The 21,624-nt window shown below is 42.6% G+C and carries 22 protein-coding genes, 1 pseudogene and 1 riboswitch; of the genes and pseudogenes, 8 read left to right on the top strand and 15 right to left on the bottom strand.

Annotation, left to right across the window (positions count from 1 at the left end; all coding sequences use genetic code 11):
- Positions 1–70: 70 nt before the first annotated feature.
- Both H5123_RS17070 and H5123_RS17065 read left to right on the top strand, forming a co-directional pair.
- Positions 71–1,627, top strand: a complete 1,557-nt coding sequence (locus H5123_RS17070) for a phosphoenolpyruvate carboxykinase (protein WP_124017730.1) — start codon at positions 71–73, stop codon at positions 1,625–1,627.
- Between the two features lie 177 nt (positions 1,628–1,804).
- Entirely contained in the window at positions 1,805–3,664 is a 1,860-nt protein-coding gene (locus H5123_RS17065) for a M14 family metallopeptidase (protein ID WP_182698732.1), read from the top strand.
- Between the two features lie 8 nt (positions 3,665–3,672).
- Here H5123_RS17065 and H5123_RS17060 read toward each other — a convergent pair whose 3' ends face one another.
- The gene (locus H5123_RS17060) at positions 3,673–3,990 is read right to left on the bottom strand and encodes a GIY-YIG nuclease family protein (protein ID WP_259395688.1); all 318 of its coding nucleotides are present in this window, start codon (positions 3,988–3,990) and stop codon (positions 3,673–3,675) included.
- Between the two features lie 135 nt (positions 3,991–4,125).
- Between H5123_RS17060 and glp the strand changes: the two genes are divergently transcribed.
- Together glp and moeB are read left to right on the top strand one after the other, a co-directional pair.
- Complete coding sequence (glp, locus tag H5123_RS17055) at positions 4,126–5,379, top strand: gephyrin-like molybdotransferase Glp (protein ID WP_182698730.1); 1,254 nt, start codon at positions 4,126–4,128, stop codon at positions 5,377–5,379.
- Positions 5,380–5,386: 7 nt separating this feature from the next.
- On the top strand, positions 5,387–6,157 hold the full coding sequence (gene moeB, locus H5123_RS17050; RefSeq protein ID WP_182698729.1) for a molybdopterin-synthase adenylyltransferase MoeB: 771 nt from the start codon (positions 5,387–5,389) through the stop codon (positions 6,155–6,157).
- A 33-nt stretch (positions 6,158–6,190) separates the two neighbouring features.
- Here the strand turns inward: moeB and H5123_RS17045 are convergent, their stop codons facing one another.
- Together H5123_RS17045 and H5123_RS17040 are read right to left on the bottom strand one after the other, a co-directional pair.
- On the bottom strand, positions 6,191–6,385 hold the full coding sequence (locus H5123_RS17045) for a DUF2986 domain-containing protein (RefSeq protein ID WP_182698728.1): 195 nt from the start codon (positions 6,383–6,385) through the stop codon (positions 6,191–6,193).
- A gap of 105 nt (positions 6,386–6,490) precedes the next feature.
- Positions 6,491–6,658, bottom strand: coding sequence for a YqaE/Pmp3 family membrane protein (locus H5123_RS17040; RefSeq protein ID WP_124017736.1), 168 nt, complete (start codon positions 6,656–6,658; stop codon positions 6,491–6,493).
- Between the two features lie 154 nt (positions 6,659–6,812).
- Here H5123_RS17040 and H5123_RS17035 point away from each other — a divergent pair, with 154 nt between their 5' ends.
- Together H5123_RS17035 and H5123_RS17030 are read left to right on the top strand one after the other, a co-directional pair.
- On the top strand, positions 6,813–8,021 hold the full coding sequence (locus H5123_RS17035; RefSeq protein ID WP_182698727.1) for a diguanylate cyclase: 1,209 nt from the start codon (positions 6,813–6,815) through the stop codon (positions 8,019–8,021).
- Between the two features lie 45 nt (positions 8,022–8,066).
- Positions 8,067–8,267: pseudogene (locus H5123_RS17030) on the top strand (diguanylate cyclase domain-containing protein); the annotation flags it as partial.
- 58 nt (positions 8,268–8,325) lie between these two features.
- Here H5123_RS17030 and H5123_RS17025 read toward each other — a convergent pair.
- From H5123_RS17025 to moaA, 11 genes are all read right to left on the bottom strand, one after another.
- Positions 8,326–9,000: a TIGR01621 family pseudouridine synthase gene (locus tag H5123_RS17025; protein WP_182698725.1), complete on the bottom strand. Its 675-nt coding sequence runs from the start codon at positions 8,998–9,000 to the stop codon at positions 8,326–8,328.
- 36 nt (positions 9,001–9,036) lie between these two features.
- Positions 9,037–10,278 (bottom strand): HAMP domain-containing sensor histidine kinase, encoded by a 1,242-nt coding sequence (locus tag H5123_RS17020; RefSeq protein ID WP_182698724.1) that lies wholly within the window; start codon positions 10,276–10,278, stop codon positions 9,037–9,039.
- A gap of 67 nt (positions 10,279–10,345) precedes the next feature.
- Positions 10,346–11,023, bottom strand: coding sequence for a response regulator transcription factor (locus tag H5123_RS17015; protein ID WP_182698745.1), 678 nt, complete (start codon positions 11,021–11,023; stop codon positions 10,346–10,348).
- A 13-nt stretch (positions 11,024–11,036) separates the two neighbouring features.
- On the bottom strand, positions 11,037–11,513 hold the full coding sequence (locus tag H5123_RS17010; protein WP_235781676.1) for a hypothetical protein: 477 nt from the start codon (positions 11,511–11,513) through the stop codon (positions 11,037–11,039).
- Positions 11,514–12,003: 490 nt separating this feature from the next.
- Complete coding sequence (locus H5123_RS17005) at positions 12,004–13,116, bottom strand: ABC transporter ATP-binding protein (protein ID WP_182698723.1); 1,113 nt, start codon at positions 13,114–13,116, stop codon at positions 12,004–12,006.
- Positions 13,100–13,780 (bottom strand): molybdate ABC transporter permease subunit, encoded by a 681-nt coding sequence (gene modB, locus H5123_RS17000; protein ID WP_124017743.1) that lies wholly within the window; start codon positions 13,778–13,780, stop codon positions 13,100–13,102. Before modB ends, H5123_RS17005 begins: the two co-directional genes overlap by 17 nt.
- Positions 13,780–14,562: a molybdate ABC transporter substrate-binding protein gene (gene modA, locus H5123_RS16995; protein ID WP_404948326.1), complete on the bottom strand. Its 783-nt coding sequence runs from the start codon at positions 14,560–14,562 to the stop codon at positions 13,780–13,782. Before modA ends, modB begins: the two co-directional genes overlap by 1 nt.
- A gap of 108 nt (positions 14,563–14,670) precedes the next feature.
- Positions 14,671–15,138, bottom strand: coding sequence for a molybdopterin synthase catalytic subunit MoaE (gene moaE / locus H5123_RS16990; RefSeq protein ID WP_182698721.1), 468 nt, complete (start codon positions 15,136–15,138; stop codon positions 14,671–14,673).
- A gap of 1 nt (position 15,139) precedes the next feature.
- Complete coding sequence (moaD, locus tag H5123_RS16985; protein WP_124017746.1) at positions 15,140–15,388, bottom strand: molybdopterin synthase sulfur carrier subunit; 249 nt, start codon at positions 15,386–15,388, stop codon at positions 15,140–15,142.
- Positions 15,389–15,452: 64 nt separating this feature from the next.
- On the bottom strand, positions 15,453–15,884 hold the full coding sequence (gene moaC, locus H5123_RS16980; protein WP_404948325.1) for a cyclic pyranopterin monophosphate synthase MoaC: 432 nt from the start codon (positions 15,882–15,884) through the stop codon (positions 15,453–15,455).
- A gap of 131 nt (positions 15,885–16,015) precedes the next feature.
- Positions 16,016–16,996 (bottom strand): GTP 3',8-cyclase MoaA, encoded by a 981-nt coding sequence (gene moaA / locus H5123_RS16975; protein WP_124017748.1) that lies wholly within the window; start codon positions 16,994–16,996, stop codon positions 16,016–16,018.
- A riboswitch (molybdenum cofactor riboswitch) is annotated at positions 16,984–17,116 on the bottom strand. It overlaps the preceding gene by 13 nt.
- A gap of 231 nt (positions 17,117–17,347) precedes the next feature.
- Here moaA and H5123_RS16970 point away from each other — a divergent pair.
- Positions 17,348–18,997, top strand: a complete 1,650-nt coding sequence (locus H5123_RS16970) for an electron transfer flavoprotein-ubiquinone oxidoreductase (protein WP_182698720.1) — start codon at positions 17,348–17,350, stop codon at positions 18,995–18,997.
- Between the two features lie 216 nt (positions 18,998–19,213).
- Entirely contained in the window at positions 19,214–21,133 is a 1,920-nt protein-coding gene (locus tag H5123_RS16965; protein WP_182698719.1) for a methyl-accepting chemotaxis protein, read from the top strand.
- A 93-nt stretch (positions 21,134–21,226) separates the two neighbouring features.
- Here the strand turns inward: H5123_RS16965 and H5123_RS16960 are convergent, their stop codons facing one another.
- Entirely contained in the window at positions 21,227–21,586 is a 360-nt protein-coding gene (locus tag H5123_RS16960) for a DUF4870 domain-containing protein (RefSeq protein ID WP_124017751.1), read from the bottom strand.
- Positions 21,587–21,624 lie beyond the last annotated feature (38 nt).

The raw sequence follows: 21,624 nt of genomic DNA, 5'->3' as shown, positions 1-21,624 counted from the left end.
AAATAATATCAAGCTAAGTTTGAACACCTAACCCCAATAGCGATTCACTGCGAAACACGACCTAAAAGACATGGAGATCAACACTATGGCGGATGTATCTAACCGCGTTCACCTTAACCCTACGACAGCACAGCTGGTAGAAATAGCGCTTCTTCGTGGAGAAGGTCAGCTCACCGCGAATGGTGCCTTAGTGGCCAAAACAGGAGAAAGAACAGGTCGCTCGCCTAATGACCGTTTTATTGTCAAAGAGGCAAATACAGAAGCGGATATTGAATGGGGCAAAGTAAACCGTCCATTTGAAGCGGGTAAATTCGATGCATTATGGGGCCGTGTAGAAGCTTACCTTGCAGACAAAGAGTTATTTACGTCTGAACTTGAAGTCGGCGCTGATGATGATCATTATATTCCAGTGCGTGTAACCACTGAATATGCTTGGCATCAGCTGTTTGCTCGTAACTTATTCATCGCGCCAGAAAGCTTTAATCGTGGCAACAAAGACACATGGCAAATTATCAATGCGCCTGGGTTTGTGTGTGAACCGGATCGTGATGGCACCCACTCTGACGCGGCGGTTATTCTTAACTTTGCCGAGAGAAAAGTACTGCTTGCGGGCTTAAAATACGCTGGCGAAATGAAGAAGTCGATGTTCTCAGTACAGAACTTCTTATTACCTGCTAAAGGTGTATTACCAATGCATTGCTCGGCCAATGTTGGCCATGATGGTGATACCACATTATTTTTCGGTTTATCGGGTACAGGTAAGACAACCCTATCCGCTGATCCAAAACGCTTCTTAATTGGTGATGATGAACACGGCTGGGCTCCGGGTGGCGTGTTTAATATCGAAGGTGGTTGTTATGCTAAATGTATCGACCTGAGCCAGAAAAATGAACCAGTGATTTGGGATGCGATTCGTTTTGGAACTGTGTTGGAAAACGTCGTTCTGAATGAACAGCGAGTACCTGACTATAAAGACACTAGCCTGACCGAAAACAGTCGTGCAGCCTATCCTTTAGAGCATATCGCTCAGCGTAAAGAAGATAACCGTGGTGCCGAGCCTCATGCCGTTGTGTTTTTAACCTGTGATGTCTCAGGTGTATTACCGCCAGTGTCAGTGTTAAGCAAAGAGCAAGCAGCGTATCACTTCTTATCGGGCTATACCGCAAAAGTGGGCTCAACAGAAATGGGCTCAACATCGGCAATCCAGTCAACGTTCTCAACATGCTTTGGTGCACCATTCTTCCCACGTCCTGCAGGTGTGTATGCCGAGCTGCTAATGAAACGCATTGAGTCGTTTGGTAGCCAAGTTTACCTTGTTAACACCGGCTGGACGGGTGGTCCACACGGTGTAGGCAAACGTTTTGATATTCCAACCACTCGCGCCATTGTTGACGCGATTGTAAGTGGTGAATTAAAAGATGTCGCCACAGTGCATATCGATAAACTCAACCTAAATGTACCTGTTAGTGTATCGGGTGTAGATACCGCTTTACTCAACCCAGTTAATACATGGGAAAATAAAGCTGACTATGACAAATACGCACAACAACTAGCACAAGAGTTCAGTGACAACTTTGCTAAATATAAAGTGTCTGAAGCAATCAAAAATGCTGGCCCAAACGTCTAAATAAGCCAGCAAGAATTCGCAATTAACATAATGCGATGTCATGCCTAAAATCCCAACTTCGGTTGGGATTTTTTATCTGTAAAATTACAGCATAAAGCCACTGAAACTGTTGATAGGCAATGCTATGATGTTATTACCGTTATTATGTCAACACCATCACCATTTACAGGGATATTCATGCGCCGCTTTTTGCTTGCAAGTTTAATGGTTAGTCCGTTACTGATTTGTTCTACTTTCACTCATGCTGATGATGCTGCATCTTCGACGCCCATAGTCGCAACAGAGCACACTGCACATTTTGAAAACGACAATATACTGCCGCCAATTCAACCTTGGTCTGGTGCAAGTGAAACCTTGTTATTAAGTGCAGATCAGCCATGGATCACTCCGTTTGAGCAAAACGGTTACGTTTCTAGCCCGAACTATCATGATACGGTGCAATGGTTAAACAAACTCGTCGACAGCAGCGATGTATTACAACTGGTTAGTATCGGCAAAAGTCCCCAAGGCCGAGATATATGGATGATTGTTGCGTCGCAAGATGGAGCATCAACTGCGCAAGCATTGAGTGATAATGGTAAAGCGACCGTGCTAGTGCAAGCGGGCATTCATGCTGGCGAAATTGACGGTAAAGATGCTGGGATGATGTTATTGCGTGATATCAGTCATAACCACAAACGCGAGTTACTTGAAAACGTTAACTTACTGTTTATCCCAATTTTCAGTGTTGATGCTCACGAGCGCAGCAGCAAATTTAACCGCGTTAATCAGCGTGGGCCTGTGAACATGGGTTGGCGTACTACGGCTAAAAACCTCAATTTAAACCGTGATTATGCCAAAGCTGATGCACTGGAAATGCAGCACCTTATTCGCACTATTAATATTTGGCAGCCAGATTTATACATAGATGTCCATGTTACCGATGGCATTGACTACCAATATGATGTCACCTTTGGCTACAACCTCGCTCAAGGTTACAGCCCGAGCATTTTTAAATGGCTAGAGACTATTTATCGTCCAGAGGTAGAACAAGCCTTAACAGAACAAGGCCACATACCTGGTCCATTAGTTTTTGCTAACGACAATACCGACATGAGTAAAGGTATATCACTTTGGAACCCTAGCCCACGATTCTCCAATGGCTATGGCGATGCCCGTCATTTACCCACCATTTTAATTGAAAACCATAGCCTTAAGCCCTACAAGCAACGCGTACTTGGCACCTATGTCATGCTTGAACAAACCCTTAAAACAGTGGCCCAAAATAGCACTAAGCTAAAATCTGCCATCAATGAAGATAAATACCGAAATCCAAGCAAGTTAACCCTAAGCTGGGAGAACCAAACATTAGCACAAGGGCGAGACTTTAAAGGTATTGATTACCGTATTGAGCAAAGCCCAATCAGTGGGGACAAAGTAGTACGCTGGACAGGTGAACCTAAGTTATATAAAAACTTACCGCTTGTGGCTAATACCAAACCGATTGTGACAGTGACGCGTCCTGTGGCGTATTATATTCCACCACAGTGGGCTGATGTGATTGATCGTCTCGCTTTACACGGCATCAGAATGACGCGTCTTAATCAAGTCACCACAGTAACCGCACAGCAATATCAATTCAGCGAGCCCATGTTTTCTAGTGCTGATTACGAAGGCCATCAAACAGTCACTGCCAACACGAGCATTCACAAAGTTACTACTGATCTTCCTGCAGGTACTGTGCGTATTCTAACCGACCAGCCTTTGGGTGATTTAGCCATGCTGCTGCTCGAGCCACAAGCCGAGGATTCACTGTTTTACTGGGGATTTTTTAATCCTATTTTCACCCGCACCGAATACATTGAAGATTATGCGGTTGAACCTTTAGCGGCAAAAATGTTACAAGAGAATCCCGGCCTACAAGCTGAATTCAATCTCGCGCTAAAGAACCCTGATTTTGCCAAAGACAGTGAAGCAAGACTCCGTTGGTTTTATGAACGCAGCCCATATTATGATAACCAATACATGAAATATCCTGTGTTAAGGGTATCTAAGTAATCTGCTCGTCACTCTACAAGCATGTTATCGCTGGTAGAGTGACGCCCTAGTCGCTGATGCTGTTCAATTAACACTAACTTTTGCTGGCGAGACAGTTTTTTAATCGCACTTTCGCGTTTTGATGCCTCACTTCGATCCACTAAGGATTCTTGGTAAACCAGGGTTAACGGGCCTTTACCTTTTAAATATTTAGCCGCTTTTGGACTGCCTGTTTGATGCTCAGCAAAGCGGCGCGCAATGTCCGTGGTAATACCTGTATATAAATGTGAATTTGCACAGCGAATAATGTACAAGTACCAACCAGCATTGGCGTTATTTTTCGGCATAAAATTTAAAACCTTAAGTGTGATCATAAAACGCTTGTGCCATCATGGCATACTAAGCCCCATGAAAATGCAAACACCTATTTTTCAGCCAAAATACGCTACAGCGTATTTTAGCATTTCATTAAGGAAGTTCTGATGTCTAGTAATCAAGACCCTTGCGCTCAACCAACATTGCTGCATCCCGATCAAGCGATTGAGCAACTTTTAGCTCAAGTTGAAGCAACTCAAGATACCGAAATGGTAACATTAACCCAAGCTATCGACAGGGTTCTTGCCGAAGATCTGTCCTCAAGTATTGATTTACCCCCTTTTGATAACTCTTCTATGGACGGTTATGCATTTCGGTTTGCAGACTTAACGGCATCACAAGATAAAACAACTTTCACATTAGTGGGTAGCTCTTTTGCAGGCCACCCATTCAGTGGCAAAGTGCTACCTAATAGTTGTATCCGCATTATGACCGGTGCTCCTATTCCCCCAGGTTTTGATACCGTACAAATGCAAGAAAAAACTCAAGCAAACCAAAACCAGATTAGTATTGAACATCCACATCGCTTAGGCGCCAATGTGCGCTGTCGCGGTGAAGAACTGCTGGCTGGTACAAAAGTATTACACCGTGGTGTCATTATCCGCGCGGCAGAAATGGGGGTACTCGCCACCATTGGTATCAGCCAAGTAAGGGTGACACGCAAATTAAAAGTGGCCTTCTTTTCCACTGGCGATGAATTACGCCCGGTGGGAAGCGAATTGGCGCCAGGACAGATTTATGATTCTAACCGCTATTCAATCCAAGGCTTACTGAGTAAAAGTAATGTTGAATGGATTGATTTGGGCGTAATAGCCGACAATAAAGAAGCGATTCGCGGAGCATTTAAAGAAGCGGCTAGCCAAGCGGATATGGTGCTCACATCAGGCGGTGTATCTGTTGGTGATGCTGATTTTACTAAACAAATCTTATCTGAAGAAGGCAAAATCACCTTTTGGAAACTGGCCATTAAACCAGGAAAACCATTTGCTTTCGGTAAAATTGATAATGCTATTTTCTGTGGTTTACCCGGTAACCCGGTCTCTTCGATGGTGACTTTTTATAAGCTCGTATTACCTATTTTGAAAAAGATGCAGGGACTCAAACCGGTTACGCCTTTATTTTGCCAAGCCAAGTTACTGACGGATATACGTAAACATCCTGGCAGAGTCGAATACCAACGCGGCATACTCAGTCGCAATGAAGCGGGCGAGCTTGAAGTGGCCATCACAGGTGGCCAAGGATCGGGTATGCTGACATCAATGAGCTTAGCTAATTGCTTTGTAATATTAGATCAATTCCAAGGCGACACATCTAAGGGTGTCCAAGTGACTGTAGAGCCGTTTAATAACGTGTTGTGTTAGGAATATTATGGACTCACTTGAGCAAGAAATACTGACCGACACTGAAATGCTGCGTTATAGCCGGCAGATTTCGATTAAAGCTATCGATATAGATGGCCAAGAAAAACTTAAACTTGCCAAGGTGTTAATTATTGGCGCTGGCGGTTTAGGTTGTGCAGCAAGCCAATATCTTGCTGTGGCGGGGGTTGGTGAAATCACCTTAGTTGATTTTGATACGGTGGAGCTTTCAAATCTACAACGCCAAGTATTGCACCACGACGCCAATATTGGTCAGCCGAAAGTGGCGTCTGCCAAACAGGCATTGATGCAGCTAAACCCATTGATTACTCTCAATACCATTAATGCGCAATTAGATGATAATGAGATAAATGCCTCGGTAAGCCAGCACAGCTTAATTCTTGACTGCACCGACAACATGCTTGTTCGAGAACAGCTCAACAAAAGTTGTTTTGAGCACAAAGTCCCCTTGGTGTCTGCTGCTGCAATCAGAATGGAAGGCACGGTAACCGTATTTGACTACCGAGAAGATAGCCCGTGTTATCAGTGTTTTAGCGCTTTATTTGGCGAGCAGCAATTAACCTGCGTTGAAGCGGGTATTCTTGCACCAGTGGTCGGCATGATAGGCTGCATTCAAGCAACTGAAGCGATAAAAGTCATCACAGGTATCGGTCAAGCGTTAACTGGGAAGTTGCTAATGATTGATGCCATGACCATGGAATTTAGACAAATGCGCTTGCCTAAACAACCCCAGTGTAAAATCTGTGGTGTACATGCGTAAGTGAAACGACATCGCGAGTTCATGATACAGATGCTACTGGATAGTATCTGTATCACTTGATGCACTGTCAGCTAAACCTGCTGTTGGCGCGGCTATCAATTGCGCTTGCATAAGCTTTTCGCGATCGGCTTTGGCAATATAAGGAGATTTATTGGCTGCATGGAGTTTAGCATTGGCCTTCTTGGCTTTAGCTTTCAGGGTTTGATTAATTTTCTTTTTACGATTCATGTTGGTCACTTAATAGCATTTCTACCAAGCAATTATAATCTTAAAGTGATTAAAACCCTATCGATTCCAACTTATCAGCGACTCAGCGGTATCTGATACTAGCCTTTACTCTTGTAATACTACCCACAAAGCATGAATAAGCCCGGGGACAAAAAAGAAAATACATAATAGGATATTAATTAATAAATCCTTGCCCATACCTTTTTTGAGCAATACCGCCACAGGTGGAAGCAAAATCGCAATAATCACTAGTAATAATTTATTAGTATCCATTTTCGTTGCCTTATTTAAATTGATTAATTTAGCTATAACTATTATAAAAAGAGTATACGATACAAGTTGTTAACTAGAATAATTATCCTATTATTTTGTTTGTATATTGATATTGCATCATGGAACCGTCTTCTTCCCGATAGTAATGAGTCACATGGAAAATAGCCAGAGTATTGTTTTTGTACAATTTTTCAGCTTAATTGCGCTTAGCTGTGCAATAGCTTGGACATTGCTTGCCACTCTATTACGCATAGCACCCAGAGCCAGTTGGTGCTTCGCTGCAGCTAACACTTTCACTATTATCGGCATTTTACTTTACACTCAACGCACTGAAGCAATTAACTATTTATACTGGTTTGTTGCTGACATGACAATACTCTTGGGATTTGCTCTGGTGCGTTGGGGCTGCCAATACTTATTTAAACAAGCTTTATCCTACCGTTTTGATCTAATATTGCTGACAACTGCGGCACTATTAATGCTGTTAGTACCACCCTCAGTGATCTATGCCGTTTACTTAGTTATTGTGATGAGCATGACTGCAGCTATCTTCATTTTCCTCAGTGGTATTGATAATTTTCGGGCAGTAAAAAAACACTTACCGCTTTATTATGCCGCCTTACTTAACGTGCCCTTTTTTACTATTGGTTTATTATTTATCATCCGAGCAATTGTTTTGTTATTTTCTCCACAACAACTTGCGCATATTTCTGCCGCCGACAAACTTAACTCACCCTTAGTATTATGGAGCTATATCATACTGTTATTATTAACTAATCTAGTATTATTTGGTAATGCTCTGGCTCGATTAGTGTTCAAAGTGGCGCGGTTAGCTAACAAGGATCAATTAACCGGCTTATGGAATAGGCATGCATTACTGGACAAACTCAAGCAGGTTGATGCCTTGTGGTTACGAAATGATTTAGCTTATAGCTTAATGGTACTCGACTTAGACCATTTCAAACGTATCAATGATACATATGGACATTTAGCCGGTGATAAAGTGCTCAAACACACAGCTGAAACGTTACAAAACACACTGCGTAAAATCGATTTTATTTGTCGTTATGGTGGCGAGGAGTTTCTCATCATACTGCCGTTAACCAATAAAAAAGAGGCTCAAATTGTGGCCGAAAAGATACAACAAAAAATTAAAGAAAGCGTCATCGTGTGGCAAAAAAAACACATCAGCACCACCCTCAGTATTGGTTATGCCACCTGTAAAACTCACCTCAGTATTGAACAACTATTACAGCTAGCTGATGATGCTATGTATCTCGCAAAAAGTAGGGGGCGTAATACGATTTGTTCGCTTGACTCAATAGAGCAAGCCAATGAGATAATCTCCACAACCCGACAATAGTCAGTACGAGCCCTTTTGCAGATTTAGTTCACACTAGCGCAGGCGCATGAAATGGCTTTACGATGTCAGCAAGAACTTGCAGAACTGGTAATTGATACTGGTGAAGAGAGGCTTAGTATAACGGCAAGCATTGGTTGCGCTATTGTCACCCCAAAAAACCCCATTAAGCACATTTTAGCCCAAGCCGACAAAGCCATGTATGATGCAAAAAATGCCGGCCGCAATTGTATTGCAACAGTAGGTTAGGTAAACCTCAACTTGGGTAATAAAAATGCACCGATATTCTTGTTAATAGAAAAAACTATCACTTACTTGGCCAAGACAAATCACTCGGCGATTGCCACTGATTACTAATAAGTTGTTGGCATTGAGGCAATAGAAAGTGTTCTCCGAATGATGGCACATGTTGGAAAACATAAGTCTTATCTAGATAACTAAAATGCAAACTGTACGCATGCAAATAGCACCTATCACTGAGCTCATTACCATAAAGTTGATCGCCTAAAATAGGCACGCCAATACTGGCTAAAGCCACTCGTAATTGATGAGTTTTACCACTGAGCGGTTTGAGCAAGTACAGCCGTATTCCTTGGGCAATGCTCTGACTAAAAAACTGTGTAACTGCGGGGTTATCAGTGGTTCGCAGTAATTTATACATGCTGCGACGCGACTTAGCCATATCGCCAACAATCCAACCTTGCTTCTTTTTAGGCTTACCACAGGCAATGGCTAAATAATATTTTTGTACTTGATGCTGAGTAAACATCTGAGTGAATACATTGGCCGCTTGTGGCGATTTAGCCACAATCAATAAACCAGATGTAGGCGTATCGAGGCGATGAACCGGATAAAGCTTATAACCTAAATCAGCCTCAGCCTGAGCAATCACTCCAGCAGTGCCATCTTGGCTGTGAAAATGGACATTGGCAGACTTACTGATAATAATAAAATCTGTTTGATCACTGAGCAGTTGATACATAAATTATCCAACCAGGATTAAATGCCGAGTGCACTATTATTTAAAGTGAATACTCACCAGCAAACCCGGATTATTATCGTGTAGTGAAATGGTCGCTTTATGGCGCGATAGAATGGCCTTCACCATCGACAAACCTAACCCAGTGCCTTTGTAATGACGACTAGGGTCTAAACGGACTAAGCGATCAAATACTCGCTCTTTATCTTCGTCAATAATACCCGGGCCATTGTCGCTAATTTGAATATGCTTCCCCTGTTGGATAATGCTAATTGTTGCACCGTCTGGGGAATACTTGATCGCGTTATCAACCAGATTAAACAAGGCTTGGAACAGCAAATACTTGTCGCCATTAACCTGAATATCATCTTCTAAGCTGATTTTCAGCACTTGGTCGCGACTCTCGGCAATCACTTCCGCCATTTCGAATAAATCTTGACAGATTTGCTGCAAACTCACAGGCTGTAAATCAAGCATTTGCTGGCCTTCTTCAATGCGAGTTAACGATAACATGGCATCAAATGTTCCCAAGCAGTGGTCTAACTCTTCGAGTAACTCAGCGGTGGCATCAGCAAGTTCAGCGGTAGGTTTTTGCGATAATAGCTCAATCCCGATACGTAAGTGTGACAACGGGGTTCGTAAATCATGGGCAATGTTATCGGTTACACCCCGAACCGCACGCAAGTTTTGCTCTAATGTGTCGAGCACCAAATTAAATTGCCGCGCAAGCATATCAAACTCATCTTGGCTTTCACTTACCGGCAAGCGCGTCTCATAGTGTCCAGCTTCAATTTGTTCACTTAAGCGGTTGTATTCGACCAGTCGTCTAAGAATGGCTTTTGAGAAAATATACCCTAATGCCAGTGTCAGTCCTAAGGTAAATGCCACCGCCCAGAAAGCAGCATTAATGAATTTCTCAATTAGTGCCGCTAACTGATCAGTTCGCGTCGCAATAAGGACTGGACCATAACGGGTAATAACTAGGCCACCGGTGAGAATATGCAGCTTATCTGGACCGCCGGTAAAAATAGGGAAATCTCTGGTTTCAGGCAGTTGCGGCATGTTTTCAGGTAAAAAAGTCAGTGCGCCGACCATATCAACGCTGTTGCGCCAGGCAATCAAGGCTGTTTTGGGATCGGCAGCACGAATTTGAGCAGCAAAACTACGGCGATTGACTGTTAAAGCCAACTGTTGATAACGTTGCATTTCTGCAGCAAGATGTTTATCTACCTGATTTTGTTGCTCAATCACTAGCTGTCGATAGAGACTAAGCACCAGCATAACAATCAATATTGTTACTAATGTAGAGAAGATCAGCGTGATCCGCCACGCACTACTTTGGTAAGGCTTAATGCCTTTTGCAAAGGCGATATCCAGCCCCTCTTACGGTTTCAATTAGCTCACCATGCCCAAGCTCTTCAAACTTGCGACGTAACTTGGCAATGTGCACATCAATCACGTTAGTACGAGGATCAAAATGGTAGTCCCATACTGCTTCAAATAGTAATGTGCGGCTAATGACTTGATTAGGATGCTCCATTAGATATTTAAGTAATTGGAATTCTTTGGGTTGAAGCATTAATTCGCTGTCATCAAGGGTAACTTTACGGGTTAACAACTCCATTTTTAGACTACCCACTTCAATATCAGTAGCAGCAGGTTCAACTACATTACGTTGAGCAAGCTTTTCCGCACGCACTAATAGCTCTGCAAACGCAAATGGCTTAGTCATGTAGTCATCACCACCGGCACGTAAACCTTTTACGCGTTCATCAACATGGCTCAAGGCCGATAGAATAAGTACCGGTGTCTTGTTGCCACTGGTACGCAGAGCTGATAATAACGTTAAGCCATCTAACTTAGGCAACATACGGTCGAGGATCAATAAATCATATTGATTATGTTTGGCTAACGTCAGGCCTTCCTGGCCATCCGTCGCACTGTCGACTTGATATTTCTGAGCAGTAAATCCATCAGCTACATACTTTAATGTAGTAGCATCATCTTCAACCAGTAAAATACGCATAGTCATAGAGTCTTTAATCCCATTTGAGCAGAGGTAGAGGACGTAGAGTTTCAATATCGAAAGCAATGGTACTTCTACTATCTTGATTGAGTAATTTTAATTCGAGATAACTAATTGATAAATCGTGGTCCAATTCTGCCTTTGTTAAATATCCTTGCTGATTTTCTATCGCAAGAGTCACTAATTCTGAAAACTTCATATGTTTAGCTTCGAGCATTTTAGCAGCATTAACTTGACCAGTATCATCACTTGCGTAGGCAGACGATTTTTCAGTTAATAATATACCGTCTAAGGCACGATATTCGTATTTATTGATTCGGTGGGTTTCTACGTTAACCATAGAAATTTTATATACCAGCAAGCCTTCCTCGACGTCAACATCAAAGTCACAAATTGTACCTTGATCTTGTTGCTCTAATTGCTCCATGACAGAAATGGGCTTTAAAAAGTTACCATTTATCAATAAGGAATGCATAGATGGGGTGGCCATCACGACACAAGGAAGAAAGCATATTGCTAGCAGCAACCGAACCATCACGAGCCTCTATATAATTGAAAATTTTATTACCTGCCCACTTTACCTAAGAGCAGCCAAAGTCCCAAGAAATCTAAGATTAATAATTGATCATAAATACCATTTTAAATGATGCTGAAGCGCCATTTTATGACATAAAATCAGTATAAAAGATCGAATAGAGTGATCAAACTCGCGCCAATATTAGGCTGTGTTATCTTATTCGGCACTGATGCGTCTCACAAGCTAATCGGCGCAGCAAACTGAGCTAAAAAGTTATTTAAAATAAATTACCGATCCAAGTTAAGACAAAGGGCTGTTGAACATTGATGGCTAAATTGGGTTCGAGATAAACAGTTTCTAATACGACATAAGTTGTGGCACTTAGCCATTCTGAGAAAATACCTTATAACTAAAGGGAAAAATCGTTTAGCCGTCCCCTTCTGGCTGCATTCATCTTAAAAGATCAACTGTCTCTGATATTTAAAATATGAATTTGGTCTGACTTGAGCGCTATGGTCGTTTGCACTCCTGCCGCGATTGATAACTTTTGCACTAAATGAGTTGGTACATCAGCATTAATGATTGACCCTATGCCAACAACTGATGCGATCACCCGAGAGGATTCGCCCATTATCAATACAGATTCAATGAATACCTCTAACTTATTTATGCTCTTGCACAGACGACCACTGCTAATGGCATTAAAGCGAATCCCTTGATTGGGAATAACCCAACGAATAGCTTGACCAATCTCTAATGTGGGGACGCTATCACAGACGATGAGCTCATCACCCAGTGTAAACTGAGTGATGTTGCGTTCAATATCTTGTGACACAACTTGGCCATCAAAAATATTTCTCAAGCCCATCTGTCTCGCAACCGCCTCATCATTAGGATGAGATAACACCTCAAAGGGTTTGCCTTGTTGCAGCATCCTACCCTGACTAATTAATATCATTTTATCGGCCAGTAACAAGGCCTCATGAATATCATGGGTTACCATGATTACCGGTATGGATAGTTGTTGCTTCAAACGCGCTAACTCTATGTATAAGCGCTCACGAGTTTCTTTATCTACTGCAGAAAAGGGCTCATCTAATAACAAAATAGCCGGCTCACGTGCCAGCGCTCGCGCAAGCGCAACTCGTTGGCGCTGTCCACCCGATAATTGTGCGGGTAAACGATCAGGTAATCCATGCAAATTGACACGTTCCAACCAATCTAGTGCACGTTGCTTTCTTAAGGCTTTGGGCACATGATCAAGCCCAGAAATGACATTATCCAACGCCGATAAATGCGGAAACAAACCAAAATGCTGCGGCATATAACCAATATGTCGTTGCTGTGGTGTGAGTGAAATCGACTGTTGTGCATCAAACCACAACTGTTCACCACAATGAATCTGCCCCTGTTGCGGTAATGTCAAACCAGCAATCATTCTCAGTAGTGTTGTTTTACCACCACCCGATGGGCCAACAACCGCTAAGACCTCACCCGCTTGGCAACTAAAATGCGCTTTCAATGGAATAGGTAGTGTTTGTGAAATATCACAAGTAAGATCAGCGTGGCGAGGCATTATAATGCCCTCCTAAACGCCTCGACATACTGGTAGTGAGTGCTAATGCGCTTACCGCAAACAACAATAAGACTAAAGACATCATCCCTGCCGAATCAAAATCGAATGCCTGCACACTATCATAAATGGCTATTGAGATAGTTTTAGTTTCACCCGCAATGTTACCGCCCAGCATTAACACCACACCAAATTCACCCAGCACATGGGAGAAACACAGTACCAGGGCGGTTAATACACCAGGCCAAATCATGGGTAACTCAACTCGAAAAAAAATCCGTAATCGGCTCATACCGCAACAAGCCGCAGCGTCGCGAATATCAATAGGAATAGTTTCAAACGCACGTTGAATAGGCTGAACAGCAAAGGGAATATTAACAATAATAGAGGCTATGACTAACCCTGAGAAATGAAACACCAGTTGTTGACCTGTTAATTGTTCAACCCACTGGCCAATCATGCTCTGATTGCCTAAACCGACCAATAAGTAATAGCCAATAACAGTCGGGGGCAATACTAATGGTGCCATGATCAGAGCCTCAAGCAATGACTTGCCCTTAAACTGACGGTACGCTAACCATCGCCCAACCACTATGGCCAGCGGAATTAACACTACAACGGTAAAACAACTTAATCTTACCGACAGCCACAGCGCTTGCCAATCCATTAGTCACCCTGCTTAACGACAGGCTTAGGTAAGTTAAATCCAAATTGCGTTAACACTTGCCGCGCCTCATTAGATTGCATGTATTGATAGAATAGCTCGGCCGTTTCAGATGCCTGTGGCATCAATGCCATCCGTTGATTAAGAGGTTGAAATAACACGTCTGGAATAATCACGTAGTTACCGCGCTTAGCAAACTCAGGTGTTAACACCAAGGATAACGGCACTATACCGCCTTGAGTGGAACCACTAATGGTAAATTGGGTCGCTTGTCCGGCATTCTCACCTAAGATCAGCATCGGCTGGAGTGCATCCCATAAACCTTTTGCTTTGAGAACTTCACGGGCACTCACTCCATAAGGTGCATGATCTGGATTGGCAATGGCGAAACGAGATAGCTTTCCATCATCGATTAACTGCCTTAAGCCCACTAGCTCAGGGTCTAAAATCAATGGCGAAGCCTTAGGAGCAGCAAGAGCTAAACGTCCGATGGCATAAACAATGCCCTCGTCTTGAGTAAAGCCCGCTTGATGTAACTTATCAATATAACCTTCATCAGCACTGAGCATCATCTCAAATGGAGCACCATGCTGAATTTGGGTGATAAAATTACCCGATGAACCATAACTAATCCGCAGTTCCAAGCCTGTTTGCTGTTGAAAACGCATCGCGATTTCATCTACTGCAAACTTAATATTAGCCGCTGCAGCAATGGCCGGAGCATCGCTGGCCAAGCTTGCAGAACTGAACCCAATCACACCAACCGTCGCCAGTAACGCCGCCATACCACTTGCGTTAATATACTGTGCCAGCCGATAAAAAATTGGAGTAATGCTATTAATGAAAGGCATTGAGAGATTATCCTTGCTGTATAAGAGTAATACGGAACAATATTACTTTTTCCACATTTGAGCTGCTTGTTGATCGCTATCACGCGCTTCAACCCACTTACTGCCTGTATCGCCCGCTTCCAGTTTCCAAAAAGGGGCTTTGGTTTTTAAGAAGTCGATTAAAAACTCACATGCTGCAAAAGCGGCTTTACGATGGGCACTGGTGACACCGATAAAGACTATTTGCTCACCAAGCGTTAGCGTACCCACTCGATGAATAATGGTCACTTTGTTTAACGGCCACCGCTCACAAGCCTGCTGGCTAATCTGTAATAAAACCGACTCTGTCATTCCAGGATAATGCTCTAGGGTTAGATCGGTTACGGCGCAGCCATCATTAAAGTCACGAACTTTGCCAACAAAATTGACTACTGCACCATCCTGATTATCGCAAGCCAAGAGCGCATACTCATCGGCAACGCTAAAATCTTCAGCATGCACACGGACAATAATTTGATTGCTCTGTTCCATATTACCCTCCTGTGACCGGAGGGAAAAAGGCCACTTCATCACCGTCATTTACAGGCGAATCCCATTGGCTCATGGTTTGATTAATCGCCACCAGCAATTTGTCTGATGCCAACACTTTAGCCCACTTATCATCAGTGGCAGCAAGCGCAGCGCGTAATGCTTCGGCGGTGTCTATATTGTCGGCACTGTGTTCGACTTTAGCGGTATCGAGTAACTCGCGAATTTGCGCAAAAAATAACACTTGGATCATAGTGGTCTCTCAATGCATTTATTCATAAAACATATTGGATGAACGTTAGCTCATATAAGGCAGCTTAAGCTTGAAAATGGCCAGATTTACCGCCGCGTTTTTCAAGCAAACGAACTTGAGAAATAATCATGTCTTTTTGTACAGCCTTACACATATCGTAAATGGTTAAGGCGGCGACAGAAGCAGCCGTTAGCGCTTCCATTTCAACACCGGTTTTACCCGATAACTTACATAAACTGGTAATGCGCACACGATTGTGCTCAGGCTGAGCTTCAAGCTCAACTTCCACTTTAGTCAGCATTAACGGATGACATAAAGGTATTAAATCAGCAGTTTTTTTAGCCGCTTGAATACCGGCAATACGTGCGGTAGCAAACACATCACCTTTGTGATGGCTGCCATTCATAATCATCGCTAAGGTAGTGGGAGCCATATCAATAAAGGCTTCTGCGCGGGCTTCGCGCTCAGTGACGGCTTTTTCAGTGACATCAACCATGTGGGCATTGCCATCGGCGTTAATATGGGTAAAACGATTGCTCATGCTGCTACTGCCTTAATAAAAATTCAATGTCTATCGACTGAGCGTCACAAAAATGTCCGCATCAGTCGGTTTAGCTCAATAACCGCTTAACCACCAATAGAGGCAAGATGCTGAGTCACACCGGTAATACCTTGATGTAGATAATGGGTTTCTTTTTTCTGCGCTAATTGACCGTGTAACCGAGTGATTAACTCATCTTGCTGTGAAGTGTCTTGCAATAAATCGCGCAAATCTAGGCCATTTTCAGTAAATAAGCATAAATGTAATTTACCTTTGGCTGATACGCGCAAGCGATTGCAGCTGGCACAGAAGTTTTTAGCATAGGGCATAATTAGCCCGATACGACCTTGGTAGTCGGCATGACTAAAGTTCTGTGCAGGACCATCATCAACGCTCGGTAAATCGTATAACCAGCCTTGCTGCTCAAGTTGTTTTTTGATATCAACGCCAGCTAAATGATGCGCATTAAAGTAGTCGCGACCCAAGCCCGTTTCCATTAACTCAATAAAGCGTAAATCAATAGGTATATGTTTAATCCACTGTAAAAACCGTGGTAAATCTTTATCGTTTAAGCCTTTAAGTAATACGGCGTTGACTTTAACCCGCTCAAAACCCGCTTCCAATGCAGCATCAATACCGCGCATAACAAGATCAAACTTATTTTCGCCGGTAATTTGATAAAACATTTTAGGATCTAAGCTATCAACGGAAACATTAATACGCCGTAAACCAGCTTCATACCATTCTTTAGCATTCTGCTGTAAACGATAACCATTGGTGGTCATTGCTACGGTATTAATATTGGGATTCGCCGCAACAATCCGCACAATATCAGTGAAATCTTTGCGCAGAGTGGGCTCACCACCAGTGATACGAACTTTTTGAGTGCCAACGGCGCCAAAGCCTGCAACAAGATTTTCAATCTCATTGAGGGTTAAAAAGCTCGGTTTGCCATCGGGTTTATACCCATCTGGCAAACAATAGGAACATTTGAAGTTACAAACGTCAGTGACTGACATTCGTAAATAGTGAAACCTTCGACCAAAACTATCTTGTAATTGGGACATGTTAACCTTTCCAAGTGTGGGAGGTGAATGCATTTCTTTACTCACCCCGGTGGCAAAATTACCACGGCTAACTGCCCATATCATTGACTTAGGACACAAAGCTCGGAGAACCGTCAGATCCAATTATAGGCCTAATTGCCTTTTAACAAATACCCCTTTAGTAAATATCTTAATGAAAAAGATTATATCGTTAACTATTTGTGACTCGTCTCACCCTGACAAGATTATGTTTGCTACTGTGACAAAAGTGAATTTTGCGGTAAGGTAACTAAAAAGATAAACGATCGTTTAGTTATCGTTGTAGAAAAACAATAAACCCGCGATGAACGGGAAACTTTGAAAGGTGACAACATGGAACGCGAGTCAATGGAGTTCGACGTAGTAATAGTCGGTGCTGGCCCTGCAGGTTTAGCAACAGCTTGTCGTTTAATGCAAATATCTAAAGATGCCGACAAGGAAATCACCGTTTGCGTGGTAGAAAAAGGCTCTGAGGTTGGCGCACATATTTTATCGGGAGCGGTATTTGAAGCGGATGTATTGGACGAATTATTTAATGATTGGCGTGAATCTGATATCCCGCTAACGACTAAAGTCACTCATGACGAAATTTATCTGCTTAACTCAGAGAATAAATCGCGCTTAATACCAAACAGCTTTGTGCCTAAAACCATGCACAACGATGGTAATTACATTATTAGTGTCGGTAACTTAGCCCGTTGGTTAGCTAATAGAGCTGAAGCACTTGGCGTAGAGATTTTCCCCGGGTTTGCCGCCAGTGAATTACTGTTTAATGAAGACAATAGTGTCAAAGGTATTTTAATTGGTGACATGGGCGTTGGCGAAAATGGTCAACACAAAGACAGCTACATGCCAGGCATGGAATTACATGCTAAATACACCGTTTTTTCAGAAGGTTGTCGGGGGCATTTAGGTAAACAGCTGATCCAAAAATACCATTTAGACAATGGCAAAACACCGCAGCATTATGGCTTAGGGTTTAAAGAAATTTGGAAAATCCCTGCTGAACAACACCAACAAGGTAAAGTCGTTCACACCGGCGGTTGGCCTCTAGTGAATGGTTCATCTGGAGGGGGATTCCTATATCATATGGAAGATAACCAAGTTGCAGTGGGGTTAATTATTGATTTAAATTACCGAAACCCTCACCTCAGCCCATTTGATGAATTTCAACGTTATAAAACTCACCCAGTGATTGCCAAAACATTAACTGGCGGTGAGCGCTTAACTTATGGTGCACGTGCCATTGCTAAAGGTGGTTTAAATTCACTGCCTAAAATGAGCTTCCCTGGTGGGTTAATTATTGGCTGTAATGCAGGCACACTTAACTTTGCTAAAATTAAGGGCACCCATACCGCGATCAAGAGTGGGATCATCGCAGCCAAAGTGTTAGGCGAAGGCTTAATGGCTGGTATCGAAGGTGGTAAAGATCTCGATTGCTTCCAACAACGTTTTGAAGAAAGCTGGCTGCACGATGAACTGTATCAATCACGTAATTTTGGTCCTGCATTACATAAGTTTGGCACCATAGTCGGTGGCGCTTTTAATTACATCGACCAAAATTGGTTTGGTGGTAAATTTCCGCTGACCTTTAGGGATACCACCCCTGATTACGCAACTTTAGGCCTAGCCAGTGATTACAATAAGATTGATTATCCTAAACCTGACGGTAAATTAAGTTTCGATAAGCTGTCTTCAGTATATCTGTCGAATACTTATCACGAAGAAGATCAACTGTGCCATTTACACCTTAAAGACCAAAGTATTCCGATTTCGGTCAACTTAGTTAAATTTGATGAACCCGCGCAACGATACTGCCCTGCAGGCGTATATGAAGTGATTGAAGAAGCCGGCGACAAAAAATTTGTGATAAATGCTCAGAATTGTATTCATTGCAAAACATGTGACATCAAAGATCCGAGCCAAAATATTACCTGGGTCACTCCAGAAGGCGGCGGTGGGCCAAACTACCCAAATATGTAAGCTAACCAATAGTTAAAATATTAGCTCCGCCGAAAAACGCACTTAAATATAGGTGCGTTTTTTTTGTTTTATAGACTATTATTACTCACATAAAATCAGAACAACCTACGCAAAAAGACTATTTTGTTTACTTAATTAACTTAAGAGCAAAATAACTATCAATTTATTGGCATTGTGTCCGATATATCATAGATATACCCCAAGAGGCTGTTGTAGATGAGCACATTTAATACCCTTACCATTAAACAAAAAATATTGCTGACAGTGACAGTTGCTGTACTGCTATCAACAATATTAGTCGGATTACTGAGTCAACGCAGTGCGAAGCAAATCGTCGAGCAGCGTATGCTTAATTCAGAAATGCCAAGCATAGTCATGCAAATCCGCAATGACGTAGACCTGCAAATTAGCAGTTTAATGAATGCCGCGGAGCAACTAGCCAATAGCAGAATGTTGCTTGGCTGGCTCCAAAATGGTCGCCCAGCGGACCAAGAAAGCCTCGTCATCGCACAATTAAATGACCTAAAAAATCAGTACGGCTTAGCTCAAGCGTCTTACGCCGATCGCGAAACCGCAGCTTACTATACACAAGACGGCTTTTTACGGGTATTAACCCCTGAGCAAGACGGTTGGTTTTTTGATTACCGCGACAGTAAACAAGAGCGCATGCTCAATGTTTTTACCGAAGCCAATGGTGAAGTCAAACTGTTTATTAACTATCAGCAGCCAAATGGTCGTGGGCTTGTTGGCTTAGCTAAATCACTAGATGATATGGTTAACTTATTAGATTCATTCAAAATTGAAGACACTGGATTTGTCTTTTTAGTGGATGCTAAAGGTGACGTAAAACTATATCGAGATACCAATAAAGTAGGTAAGGCTAAGCTCAGCACTTTATACCCTAATGCCAATACTAACCAACTGCTAAATAAAAGTGACTTTAACTTAGTTAAAGCAGAAGTTGATGGCCAACACATGTTGATTGCCAGTAGCTATATTGAATCGATGGATTGGTATTTAGTGGCTCAAGTGCCTGAAGCTGAAGTCTTTGCCTTACTACAAGAGTCCGCTTATCAGATCTTAATATGGACCATTCTTATTGCAGTGGTATTTATAGCCATCTCGATTGCGGTTGCAGGTTCCGTCAGCCGCCCTATTGCTCATATTGCCGAGCTATTTCGCAACATTGGTGAAGGCGAAGGCGATTTACGTCAAAGACTACCCGTTAATGGTGATGATGAAATTGCTCAGCTTGCTCGTGGTTTTAATAGCTTTATCAGTAAGATCCAAGATACGGTCCTGGAAGTGGCCAGCACAAGCCAACAACTAGGTTTATCTGCTATTGATGTATCAAATCAGTCACACCAGACGTTAGATGACAGCCAATTACAAAAAGACCGTACGATTATGGTGGTCACCGCAATTAACGAAATGGGCGCTACGGTTAATGAAATTGCAACTAACGCTGCTCAAGCCGCAGTCACGGCCCGCGATGCAGATGCGGAATCAATTGAAGGTCAGAAAGTCGTAACACGGGCACGTGAAACCATTAATCAACTATCTAAAGACGTCAAACAAGTCGGTGACGTGATTGAATCATTAGCGACGCACACTAAATCGATTGGCAGTATTTTAGATGTTATTCGTGCAATTTCAGAGCAAACTAACTTATTGGCACTGAACGCGGCAATTGAAGCGGCTCGAGCCGGTGAAGCTGGACGAGGCTTTGCTGTTGTTGCAGACGAAGTCCGTAACTTAGCTTCTCGTACGGCAGCTTCGACTAACGAAGTACAAACTATGATTGATAAACTTCAATCAGAAACGACGCGAGCAGTCAGTGCTATGGAACAATCGCGCAGCCGATCGCATGAGGGTGTTACAGCTGTTGATGAAGCGAGCCAGTCATTAAGCGGTATTAGTGAACGAATTGCACTGATTAGCGATATGAACATACAAGTTGCAGCCGCGACGGAAGAGCAATCAACTGTGGTTGAAGACATTAATCGTAATGTGACTGAAATCAACGATATTACTCAACGTACCGCAGAAACAGCTCATGCCGCTGCACATGCAAGTGAATCATTGAACCAATTAGCCACTCGACTAGATACCCTAGTTGCTCGTTTTAAAGTGTAAATGCGATAAATCGTTTTAACAAAACGCCACTCATTTGAGTGGCGTTTTTTATGCTCATGGTTGTTGCCGATCACGATATATTTATCATGCTAGTTATTTCAGAAACCGAATAGTCAGTGGATACTGATAAGCTTTGCCATCGCTGGCTTTCACCATTGCGATAATGGTACAAACAATGTCGAGTAATGCTAACGCTGCCAGTAGTAATACGCCCACACCAATAAAAATCAATATCCCAGACACTAAGGCATAAATCATTAAACTTAGTTTGAAATTAATGCAATTCTTTCCGCATTGGTTTACAAACTCAAACTCGTCTCGCTTCATTAACCAGATAATTAACGGCCCAAGAACACTGCCCAGAGGGAAAATATAACCGACAAAACTGGCGGCATGTACTAATAATCCCATATTTTTAGCGTCTTTGGATAATGTGTCTGTTAGTTCGGTCATGTGATATTCCTTATCAAGATTTCTTATAATATTATGGT

It is taken from the genome of Shewanella sp. SR43-4 (assembly GCF_014163845.1).
In the GTDB taxonomy this organism is placed as follows: Bacteria; Pseudomonadota; Gammaproteobacteria; order Enterobacterales; family Shewanellaceae; genus Shewanella; species Shewanella vesiculosa.
Note: the sequence above shows the minus strand (reverse complement) of the source record. Positions and strands in the feature narration are given on the sequence as shown.